At 64.1% G+C, this 9,659-nt stretch carries 12 protein-coding genes; 1 reads left to right on the top strand and 11 read right to left on the bottom strand.

The annotated features are described in order from the left end of the window. From G8O24_RS19020 to G8O24_RS18970, 10 genes are all read right to left on the bottom strand, one after another. Positions 1–187: helix-turn-helix domain-containing protein (locus G8O24_RS19020; RefSeq protein WP_188101895.1), on the bottom strand; the 187-nt coding region annotated here is incomplete at its 3' end. 185 nt (positions 188–372) lie between these two features. Continuing rightward, a complete protein-coding gene (locus tag G8O24_RS19015; RefSeq protein WP_244645899.1) occupies positions 373–612 on the bottom strand; it encodes a hypothetical protein in 240 nt (79 codons plus the stop codon). A 94-nt stretch (positions 613–706) separates the two neighbouring features. Continuing rightward, positions 707–973, bottom strand: coding sequence for a hypothetical protein (locus G8O24_RS19010; protein WP_188101893.1), 267 nt, complete (start codon positions 971–973; stop codon positions 707–709). 1,529 nt (positions 974–2,502) lie between these two features. Further along, positions 2,503–3,981, bottom strand: a complete 1,479-nt coding sequence (gatB, locus tag G8O24_RS19000) for an Asp-tRNA(Asn)/Glu-tRNA(Gln) amidotransferase subunit GatB (protein ID WP_188101891.1) — start codon at positions 3,979–3,981, stop codon at positions 2,503–2,505. Continuing rightward, on the bottom strand, positions 3,978–4,280 hold the full coding sequence (locus G8O24_RS18995) for a hypothetical protein (protein ID WP_188101890.1): 303 nt from the start codon (positions 4,278–4,280) through the stop codon (positions 3,978–3,980). Before G8O24_RS18995 ends, gatB begins: the two co-directional genes overlap by 4 nt. Then, positions 4,271–5,746 carry an Asp-tRNA(Asn)/Glu-tRNA(Gln) amidotransferase subunit GatA gene (gene gatA / locus G8O24_RS18990; RefSeq protein WP_188101888.1) on the bottom strand — a complete coding sequence of 492 codons (1,476 nt, stop codon included), beginning with the start codon at positions 5,744–5,746 and terminating at the stop codon, positions 4,271–4,273. The genes G8O24_RS18995 and gatA overlap by 10 nt, the downstream gene beginning before the upstream one ends. After that, positions 5,743–5,967 carry a hypothetical protein gene (locus G8O24_RS18985; protein WP_188101871.1) on the bottom strand — a complete coding sequence of 75 codons (225 nt, stop codon included), beginning with the start codon at positions 5,965–5,967 and terminating at the stop codon, positions 5,743–5,745. The genes gatA and G8O24_RS18985 overlap by 4 nt, the downstream gene beginning before the upstream one ends. A 24-nt stretch (positions 5,968–5,991) precedes the next feature. Continuing rightward, the gene (gene gatC / locus G8O24_RS18980) at positions 5,992–6,279 is read right to left on the bottom strand and encodes an Asp-tRNA(Asn)/Glu-tRNA(Gln) amidotransferase subunit GatC (protein WP_063194894.1); all 288 of its coding nucleotides are present in this window, start codon (positions 6,277–6,279) and stop codon (positions 5,992–5,994) included. A 92-nt stretch (positions 6,280–6,371) separates the two neighbouring features. After that, positions 6,372–7,448, bottom strand: a complete 1,077-nt coding sequence (locus G8O24_RS18975) for an NAD(P)H-dependent flavin oxidoreductase (RefSeq protein ID WP_188101869.1) — start codon at positions 7,446–7,448, stop codon at positions 6,372–6,374. Positions 7,449–7,465: 17 nt separating this feature from the next. Then, on the bottom strand, positions 7,466–8,446 hold the full coding sequence (locus G8O24_RS18970) for an NAD(P)H-dependent flavin oxidoreductase (protein WP_188101868.1): 981 nt from the start codon (positions 8,444–8,446) through the stop codon (positions 7,466–7,468). A gap of 97 nt (positions 8,447–8,543) precedes the next feature. On the opposite strand from G8O24_RS18970, the gene G8O24_RS18965 reads away from it, so the two are divergent. Continuing rightward, positions 8,544–9,434, top strand: coding sequence for a LysR family transcriptional regulator (locus tag G8O24_RS18965; RefSeq protein WP_188101866.1), 891 nt, complete (start codon positions 8,544–8,546; stop codon positions 9,432–9,434). Here G8O24_RS18965 and G8O24_RS18960 read toward each other — a convergent pair. Further along, positions 9,421–9,636: a hypothetical protein gene (locus G8O24_RS18960; protein WP_188101865.1), complete on the bottom strand. Its 216-nt coding sequence runs from the start codon at positions 9,634–9,636 to the stop codon at positions 9,421–9,423. The two genes, G8O24_RS18965 and G8O24_RS18960, sit on opposite strands and share 14 nt — an antisense overlap. Positions 9,637–9,659 lie beyond the last annotated feature (23 nt).

Here is a 9,659-nt window from a genome sequence, read left to right as displayed (position 1 = left end):
GGACCGGCCGCCTGGAGCGGTCGCTCAACGCCTCCAGCCCGTGCTCCTTGTAGCGGTCGAAAATCTTGTAGCCGGTCTTGCGGGAGATACCGAACTCCCGGCACACCTCGGTCATGGCTTCCCCATCAAGAAGCCGGGCGACAAAGCGCAGGCGCTCTTCCATTACCGAACTCGCTTTCCACGGCATCCACGCCTCCCGCAGAACAAAAGCGGAAAGTGTAACCCATGTGTCCGGTACGATTTGTCACCTATGTCTCGGGCCGCTCAGCATTAAGATCCGTGAGTGCGCGATGTGAACGCCACCATCGCACGGCTGCGAAAGCCCGGCGCAAGGTTCCGCGCAGCGGAACTCGGGCCCGATTCGCCCTCCTCTTATAAGAGTGTCTCACCTAGATGCGGGATCGCCAGATCCGCCAGTGCGACGGCGAGATCAGCACGGGCTCGTTCGCCCAGATATTGAACCAGACGCCGGCCTTGCGGCGACATGGAAAGCTCAATGGCAGGATGCCTGTTTTGTGCGCCCCTTCCGAGTTCCAGATCGCAATCGTCGGGTGCGATCTGAATCGGCAGCCAATGACCCACGACCGAGTCATTCTTGTCGAAGTTACTCATGCCGCACGATCTTAGGTGGCGACATGACGAAGGAACTTGATTCAGCGCAATGGGCCTTGCCGCGAAACCACGGCGGCCAGACGCGCCGCCCGGCTCAATGCGCGGACACCCATGCCCTCGCCTCGCGCTGCGCGGCCGCGATCTCGGCATCCGACATCTGACCGGCCACTTCCTGGCGCAGCGCGACGGCATCCTTCCGCCCCTTCAGCGCGGCGAGGTTGAACCATTTGTGCGCGGCGACGAGGTCGACCAGGCCCGCGCGACCGCTCGCCCAATAGATCCCGCGCTCGAACAGAACGTCCGACAGCGCGCTCGCATCGATCGGCGTGGCCGTATCGAGATCAAAAGTACCCTGAAACATAACGCATCCCCTTTTTCTTATGCCGCCCCGGTCCCCGAGCGCGGCTCCCGTCCAACTCTCATGTGCGTGACCCTTCTGGACCGCGCACTGTTCAACTCATCCCCCGGGCTTCGTGCCCGATGCCGTTTGCCGGCTTGTTGGCGACGATGATGGCGGGCAAATTTGAATGGCAGTTTAAGTATCGCGATGAAGCAGACGTAAATGCGAGGCCGCGCCGTGCACACGGCGGATTCAAGAAGTCCCTGATTTGCAGGCACTTCTACGATTCGTCAGATTCGGTTTACCCTGCGATTTTCGGACATCGATAACCATCGCGCATGGTGGTGCGCGCCTTGTGGTTACGTCTTGTGGATGGCGGCGCGATGCGCGTGCGGGGTCTTGGGACGCTGCGGAGGTCCCGTTCGCGGCGGCAACGCCGCGCAGGCCACAAGGAGCATCGCTGTGATGATTTGTGTTGGGCCGGGCCTGGCACGATCATGCGCCACAGAGCCCCCACCCGCTTCAAGGCGGAGCAATCAAGCAACGCGATAGCGCAGCTACGTCGCGAACAGATCAACAATGTCGGGGAAAGGGTGCCGGCAATACCCCGGCCTCAGGGAACGAGGGCGTCGGCGAACACGTCAGGACCAGATTCCATGACAGCCCGAAGGCCGCTTGCGGAATTGCGGAGCCCTTATTCAGGGAGACCGCACCGAACGAAGAAAACTCGTTTCTTCTGCCGGACCGGGCTTGGACGAGCAAACTCGCGAAAGCTGACGATCCGACCGTTGACCTGATGTCTCGCCGACACCCTCTATCGTCGACCAGAACCTCTGGGAGGCGCTGATGACGTGCCGGCTCTTAGGAGCCGGCAACTTCAGAAGTCGAAGTTACTTCTTCTTCTTCGCGACCTTGCGGGTCTTCTTCGCAGTCTTCTTCACTGCGCTCTTCGCCTTCTTCGCCTTCTTCGCTTTCTTGGCCATGTTGCCCTCCGATGTGTGAGATGGCTTTAATCGCTGCATGCATTCGGGGATCGAGTGCACACTCATTCCGAATACACCAACACGACGAAAAAAACATCTTCTCACTTAAGGAAGTGTTGACGACGCAGCGCGCGTGCGCCAGCCGCGCTTGATTTGCCTGTCAGCAGCGACACGTGTCTGCGATCGCAAATGCATCGCACAGTATCGACGTCGTCGAGCACTGCGATTGCAAGAAAACACTATGCAGCAAGTATGATTCTGCGCGCGCACATCACATGCGATCGATGCGACGGAGCGCGCGACGACGCACACGATTGCCTCGCAAGGCAGAGTCACGGACTCTGAGTCGCGAATTTTGGCAACGAAATTATTTTCATGCTTAACGGCGGAAGCGTTCGTCTGAGCGTGTGCAAGTCGCCGTTTTCAGCGAATCGCGCGGACTGCGATTCGGTGGCGCTAAGCGCCCTTGAGCTGATGTTGATCACTGCAGACAGCGCGCGCGAGCGTCGCATCACGAGGTGAAGCGAGGTGACGGCGCGTGTCGTCACCTCGTCCGAACGTGCGAGGCTAGATGCCGAGCTTGGACTTGAGCAGCTCGTTGACCGCCTGCGGGTTGGCCTTGCCGCCTGATGACTTCATCACCTGGCCGACGAACCAGCCGAGCGACTGCGGCTTGTCCTTCACCTGCGCGGCCTTGTCGGGATTGGCCGCTATGATGACGTCGACAACCTTTTCGATCGCCGAAAGATCCGTCACCTGCTTCATGCCGCGGCTTTCCACCAGCGCACGAGGATCGCCGCCCTCCTGCCAGACGATCTCGAACAGATCCTTGGCGATCTTACCCGAGATCGTGCCCTCGCCGATCAGGTCGATGATCGTAGCTAACTGCTCGGATGACACCGGAGAGCCCGTAACATCACGGCCTTCCTTGTTGAGGCGGCCGAACAGCTCGTTGATCACCCAGTTCGCCGCCATCTTGCCGTCGCGGGCGCGATTGCCGAGCCTGTCGAGCACGGTCTCGTAGAACACCGCGCTCTCGCGCTCGGCGACCAGCACGCTCGCGTCGTAAGCCGACAGGCCGAAGTCTGCGACAAAGCGCGCCTTCTTCTGGTCCGGCAGCTCCGGCAGTCCGGCCTTCAGCTCCTCGACGAAGCTCTGCGAGAACTCCAGCGGCAATAGATCCGGGTCGGGGAAGTAGCGGTAGTCGTGCGCCTCTTCCTTCGACCGCATCGAATGCGTCTCGCCCTTGTTGGGGTCGAACCGACGCGTCTCCTGCTCGATCTTGCCGCCATCCTCGAGAATCTCGATCTGGCGGCGCGCCTCAAACTCGATCGCCTGGCCGATGAAGGTGATCGAGTTCATGTTCTTGATCTCGCAGCGGGTACCGAGCGGCCCGCCCGGCTTGCGCACCGAGACGTTGACGTCGGCGCGCAAGGATCCCTTCTCCATGTCACCGTCACAGGTACCGAGATAGCGCATGATCGAGCGCAGCTTGGTCACATAGGCCTTGGCCTGCTCGGCGTCGCGGATATCAGGCTTTGAGACAATCTCCATCAGCGCGACGCCACAGCGGTTGAAATCGATGAAGGACAGCGACGGCGACTGATCATGCAGCATTTTGCCGGGATCCTGCTCGAGATGCAGGCGCTCGATGCCGATGGTGACGCTGCGGCCGCCGTCGAGCTCCACCAACACCTCGCCCTCGCCCACGACAGGCGATTGGTACTGGCTGATTTGGTAGCCCTGCGGCAGGTCCGGATAGAAATAGTTTTTCCGGTCGAACACCGAACGCAGATTGATCTTCGCGTTGAGGCCGAGCCCGGTCCGGACAGCCTGTCTGACGCATTCCTCGTTGAGGACGGGCAACATGCCCGGCATCGCGACGTCGACCAGGGAGACGTGGGTGTTCGGCTCGCCGCCGAACGCGGTCGAGGCGCCCGAGAACAGCTTCGCGTTCGAGGTCACCTGGGCATGGATCTCCATGCCGATGACCATCTCCCAGTCACCGGTGGCTCCCTTGAGAAGCTTGTGCGTGGCCGTGCTCATGTCTTGCTCCCGAGCAGCGTGGCAGCGATCCGCTGCCACTCCGCCTCCAATGAATCCTTTGCCACCATCTGGCCTGCCTGGCGGTACCAGTAGCCGGCATTGCCGAGATCGCCTTCGACGCGGTGCAGATAAGCGTGCACCCAGGCGGCCTCGCGGCTGTTGTCGTCCTGAACGATCCTGTGCGCCTGGTCCCAGTCACCCTTCGCAGCCCACCACAGGCCTGTGAGCGGCGCGTTCAGGCCCGGCGCAGGCGCAGCGCCATCGAGGCTTGCGATGAAGCTAGCGACATTCACCACCACCTCGCGGGTGTGAAGCGGCCTGCGGCCTGCTCGATGACCTCTCCGAGCGAGAAGAGGGTCTCCTCCTCGAACGGACGGCCGATCAATTGCAGCCCGAGCGGCAGGCCTTGGCTGTCCTTGCCTGATGGCACGGCGATACCGGGCAGGCCCGCCATGTTCACCGTCACCGTGAAGATGTCGTTGAGATACATCTCGACCGGGTCCGCCCCGCCCTTCTCGCCGATGCCGAAGGCCGCCGACGGCGTCGCCGGGGTCAGGATCGCGTTGACGCCCTTGGCGAAGCAATCCTCAAAATCCTTCTTGATCAGCGTACGCACCTTCTGGGCGCGCAGGTAATAGGCGTCGTAATAGCCGGCCGAGAGCACATAGGTGCCGATCATGACGCGGCGGCGCACCTCGGCGCCAAAGCCGCTAGCCCGAGTGTTCTCATAGAGCTCGGTGATGTTCTTGGCCGGCTCGCGCAGGCCGTAGCGGACGCCATCATAGCGCGCGAGGTTGGAGGACGCTTCCGCCGGAGCCACGATGTAATAGGCGGGCAGCGCGTACTTCGTGTGCGGCAGCGACACTTCGACGAGCTCGGCGCCGGCGGCTTTCAGCCACTGCGCCCCCGCTTCCCAAAGCTTCTCGATCTCGGCCGGCATGCCGTCGAGGCGATACTCCCTGGGGATGCCGATCTTCATCCCCTTCACGGACTTGCCGATCGCGGCCTCGTAATCCGGCACGGCGATGTCGACCGAGGTGGTATCCTTTGGGTCATGACCGGCCATCGAGCGCAGCAGCATCGCGGCATCGCGTACGCTGCGCGCGATCGGACCGGCCTGGTCGAGGGACGATGCGAAGGCGACGATGCCCCAGCGCGAGCAGCGGCCATAGGTCGGCTTGATGCCGACGGTCGCGGTGAACGCCGCGGGCTGGCGGATCGAGCCGCCGGTGTCGGTCGCGGTCGCGCCCATGCAGAGCAGCGCCGCCACGGCCGAGGCCGAGCCGCCGGACGAGCCGCCCGGCACCAGCGTGGTGTTGCTTCCTTCACGCCGCCAGGGATTGCCGACCGGACCGAAGCATGAGGTCTCGTTGGCCGAGCCCATCGCGAACTCGTCATTGTTGAGCTTGCCGAGCATCACGGCGCCGTCGCGCCAGAGCTGCGAGGTGACGGTGGACTCGTAGGTCGGCACGAAATTACCGAGGATCTTCGAGCACGCGGTGGTGCGCACGCCCTTGGTCGCGAACAGATCCTTGATGCCGAGCGGGATGCCGGCGAGCGGCCCCACCTCGCCCCTGGCGATGTTGGCGTCGGCCTCGCGTGCCATATTGCGCGCCTGGTCCGGCGTCTCCAGCACGAAGGCGTTGAGCACGCGCGCCTTCTCGATCGCGGAAAGGTGCGCGTCGGTCAGCTCGAGCGACGTGAAAGTCTTATCGGCGAGACCCTTGCGGGCCTCGGCGAGCGTCAGCGATGTCAAATCGGTCATTTATTGATCGGGCTGCAGAAGAACGGAGACAGGGTCTTGTCGTTGGCCGGGTCGTCTTGCACGACGTTTTTTCTGGCGGCCGCATTGGCGGCGGCCTGGAGCTCGTCGAGCACTTCATTGACTGCGACATTGGGATCGGCGGCCTTGCCCTGCCGCTCCATCTTGTCGAGGTAATTCATGTAGGCCTGATAGGCCTTCTCATCGTCGCAAAGCATGCACATCGGACGGCGTCCTGAATTAGAAGACTACTCGACGACCTTCGGCACCAGGAAGAAGTGACCTTCGGTCGCGGGCGCGTTGGCAACGATATCGTCGGCGATGTCGCCGTCATTGACCACGTCTTGCCGCTTCTTCATCTGCATCGGCGTGACCGAGGTCATCGGCTCCACGCCCTCGACATTGACCTCCGAGAGCTGCTCGACAAAAGCGAGCATGGCGTTGAGCTCGCCCTGCAGATGCGGAACCTCGTCCTCGGAAACCGCAATGCGCGCCAGATGCGCGATGCGGCGGACGGTAGCAGCGTCGACGGACATTATATAAGGCCTCTCACGGCAAAACCCAGCACGGTAAAACCTACGTGCCGTATAGCAGAGGCCGGTTTTGCGCCGCAACCGGCGTGGCTGGCCTATCCGGCCAGCGCTTTCAGGCGGGACAGCGCCGATTTGGCGAGTTCACGGGTCAATTCCGCCGCGGGGACCTCACGGCCCAGACCGATCGCCTGCCCGGCCCAGAGATTGGTGAAGTCCACCTTGCCCTGCTTCTCGGCGGCTGCCTTCAGCGGCACCAGCGCCGTTGCGGCATGGGGGAATGGCGGAGCATCAGGCGAGATCGGGCCAGCCTCGCGGATCAGCCGGTTCTGGACACCGCGCGCCGGCCGCCCGGTCATGACATTGGTGATCACGGTGGAATCGTCCCGCGCCCCCGCGAGCGCGGCCCGCCCGGCCGCCGTGTGCGTGGATTCCGGGCAGCGCAGATAGGCGCTGCCGATCTGCACGCCCGATGCGCCGAGCGCGAAAGCTGCCGCAATGCCGCGTCCGTCGGCAATGCCACCGGCTGCGATGACCGGCACCTTCACCGCGTCGACGATCTGCGGCAGCAGCGCGAACAAGCCGGGCTGCTCGGCGATCCTATCGGTCAGGAACATGCCGCGATGGCCACCGGCCTCCACACCTTGCGCGATGACGGCATCGGCGCCGCGCTGGTCGAGCCAGACAGCCTCCTTCACCGTCGTCGCCGAAGCGATCACGAGACAGCCGGCAGACCTGATGCGGTCAAGCAGAGCCTTCTCCGGCAAGCCGAAATGAAAGCTCACGACCTCCGGCTTCAGCTCTTCCACTACCGCGCAGGTCGCCTCATCGAACGGCGCCCGGTTGGCCGCGTTGACAGGCGCAGCCGGATCGAGGCCATGCTCGCTGTAATAGCCCGCAAGGCGCTGCTTCCAGCGCGCTTCAGCCGCGGCGGTGAGTTCGACGGGCGTGTGGCAGAAAAAGTTCAGATTGACCGGCGCCGTCACCCGCTGGCGGATGATCCTGACCTGCTCGCGGATCTTGTCTCCTGACAGCATCGCACAAGGCAGCGATCCGAGCGCGCCGCCCTGCGCGGCCGCGATGACGAGTTCCGCATCCATCACGCCCGCCATCGGCGCCAGCACGATCGGAAATTCGGTCTTGAAGAGATCGATCAGTCGACGGTCGGGCCACATGGTGTGTCTCTCCTGGTTCAAGCGAGCGAAGCGACGGAGTTGCGTCGGCCGGCGAGCAACTGCTCGGCCTCCGCCGCAATCCGCTCGACGATCTCGGCCGCCGGTGGAATATCATGGATCAGGCCGACCGCTTCCCCCGCAATCACCGCGGCGATATCAAAATCACCCGAGATTTTCGCCGCTGCATATTCGGCCGAAACTGCGGCGACATTCTGCATCAGTTCGACCTCGCGACCGATCCAGCGACGGGCATGGTCGTTGACCAGGCACCGTCCCGTGAACGGCGCCGGCCAGACATTGTTGCGCGAGAGATCGAAGATGATGCTGCGCACCGTGGCGCCGCTGTTCGCCGCACAGATGCGCCGCTTGGCCTCCTCGGCGCCGTCGGCCTCCTGGCTCGCATAGAAGCGCGTGCCGAGCAGCACCCCGCTTGCGCCCAGCATCATCATGGCGGCGAGCCCGCGCCCGTCGGCGATGCCGCCGGCCGCCACCACGGGCACGCCGCCCGCGGCAAGATCGACGATGGCAGGCACGAGATCGATCGTAGTGCGCGAAGCGCCATGGCCGCCCGCCTCGGTCCCCTGCGCGATCAGAATGTCGGCGCCGGCATCGAGCGCCTGCCGCGCCATCGTCTCGTCCTGCACCTGGCAGATCAGCCGCGCGCCTGATGATCTGATCCGCGACGCGAAGGGCGCGGGATCGCCGAACGACAACATGATCGCGGACGGCTTTGCCGCGAGCGCGATGTCGAGCAACTCGGGCCGCTTGGCGAGGCTCCAGGTAATGAAGCCGATCCCGAACGGCGCGCGCAGCTCGGCGAGTTTTGCCGTCTCCTGCTCCAGCCAAGCCTTCTCGCCGTAGCCGCCGCCGAGAACGCCAAAACCACCGGCGCGGCTCACGGATGTCACCAAGCGGCTGCCGGCAATGATATCCATCGGCGCCAGCAGGACCGGATGCTTGATCTCCAACAGCCTCGTCAGCGGCGTCGCAATGGGCATGGCCTCTCCCCTGTCTGGACACCGAGATTAGGGGCGCCTAACATTCTCGAAAAATGAATTGTTACGAACGCAGCCATCACAAAAGCGAAACGACGCCATGGAACTGAGCGATATCCAGACCTTCGCCGCGGTCGCCCGTACCGGCGGCATCACGCGCGCCGCGGAAGAGCTCAACACGGTGCAGTCCAATGTCACCCAGCGCATCAAGGCGCTGGAAGCCGAGATCGGCACGCCGCTGTTCGAGCGCCACAGCCGCGGCATGGCGCTGACAGGCGCCGGCAAGCGCCTCCTCCCCTACGCCCAGCGGATGGCCGCGCTCTCGCGTGAAGCCGTGCTCGCGGCGCGCGACGACGGTAACCCGAAGGGACCGCTCTCGATCGGCTCAATGGAGACGACGGCTGCGGTGCGGCTGCCGCCGCTGCTGGCCGATTTCCACCGCCGCTTCCCGGCGGTGCGCCTCAGCCTGCGCACCTCGCCAACCGCGGATCTCGTCACCGGCGTGCTCGAAGGCGCGCTCGACGGCGCCTTCGTCGCAGGTCCGATCGCGCATGCCGACCTCACTGCAACAAGCGCCTTCCGCGAAGAGCTGGTGCTGGTCAGCGCGCGGCACTGGGGCTCGCTCGCCGAGCTGCGCGCCGGCACGCCTGAATCAGGCCCGACGGCGCTGGTGTTCCGCACCGGCTGCACCTATCGCCAGCGGCTCGAGCAGATCTTTGTCGAATTCGGCTGGCCCTCGGCGGCGCGGTTCGAACTCGGCACGCTCGACGGCATGATCGGCTGCGTCGCCGCCGACATGGGCGTGACGCTATTGCCGCGCGCCGTGGTGGAGCGGAGCGCGATGAACGGCAACGTGACCATGCACGTGCTGAGCCCGTCGCATGGGCGCGTCGAGACATTGTTCATCCAGCGCCGCGCCGCCCATCAAACCAGCGCGCTTCAAGGTTTCCTGTCCTGCCTGACCGGAGATGACGAGATCATCGCGGCCTGATCGACCACCGCCGCAGCGCCACGACGGCCCAGATCGCCTCGACGAGACCAAACGGCCAGGCGCCCTGCAAAAAGCCGTAGGCCGAGCCGAGCGCGCAGGACCCGGCGAACAGCAGCACGAACCAGTGGCTGCGGTCTTCGAGGGCGTAAGTGACCAGCATCGCCGTCACGGCGAACAGGCCGAATAGTGTCAGCGCATCCATTGTTGTGGGTTCACTGCGCAGCG

Source organism: Bradyrhizobium campsiandrae (assembly GCF_014529705.1).
Classification (GTDB): domain Bacteria; phylum Pseudomonadota; class Alphaproteobacteria; order Rhizobiales; family Xanthobacteraceae; genus Bradyrhizobium; species Bradyrhizobium campsiandrae.
The sequence above is the reverse complement of the archived record's forward strand: the minus strand, read 5'-3'. Positions and strand labels throughout refer to the sequence as shown.

Excerpts from the sequence above, each read along its gene's own strand:
- gatC (WP_063194894.1), bottom strand. The coding sequence starts at position 6,279 with ATGTCCGTCGACGCTGCTACCGTCCGCCGCATCGCGCATCTGGCGCGC.
- G8O24_RS18975 (WP_188101869.1), bottom strand. The coding sequence starts at position 7,448 with ATGTGGCCCGACCGTCGACTGATCGATCTCTTCAAGACCGAATTTCCG.
- G8O24_RS18965 (WP_188101866.1), top strand. The coding sequence starts at position 8,544 with ATGGAACTGAGCGATATCCAGACCTTCGCCGCGGTCGCCCGTACCGGC.
- gatA (WP_188101888.1), bottom strand. The coding sequence starts at position 5,746 with ATGACCGATTTGACATCGCTGACGCTCGCCGAGGCCCGCAAGGGTCTC.
- gatB (WP_188101891.1), bottom strand. The coding sequence starts at position 3,981 with ATGAGCACGGCCACGCACAAGCTTCTCAAGGGAGCCACCGGTGACTGG.
- G8O24_RS19015 (WP_244645899.1), bottom strand. The coding sequence starts at position 612 with ATGAGTAACTTCGACAAGAATGACTCGGTCGTGGGTCATTGGCTGCCG.
- G8O24_RS18970 (WP_188101868.1), bottom strand. The coding sequence starts at position 8,446 with ATGCCCATTGCGACGCCGCTGACGAGGCTGTTGGAGATCAAGCATCCG.
- G8O24_RS19010 (WP_188101893.1), bottom strand. The coding sequence starts at position 973 with ATGTTTCAGGGTACTTTTGATCTCGATACGGCCACGCCGATCGATGCG.
- G8O24_RS18985 (WP_188101871.1), bottom strand. The coding sequence starts at position 5,967 with ATGTGCATGCTTTGCGACGATGAGAAGGCCTATCAGGCCTACATGAAT.
- G8O24_RS18960 (WP_188101865.1), bottom strand. The coding sequence starts at position 9,636 with ATGGATGCGCTGACACTATTCGGCCTGTTCGCCGTGACGGCGATGCTG.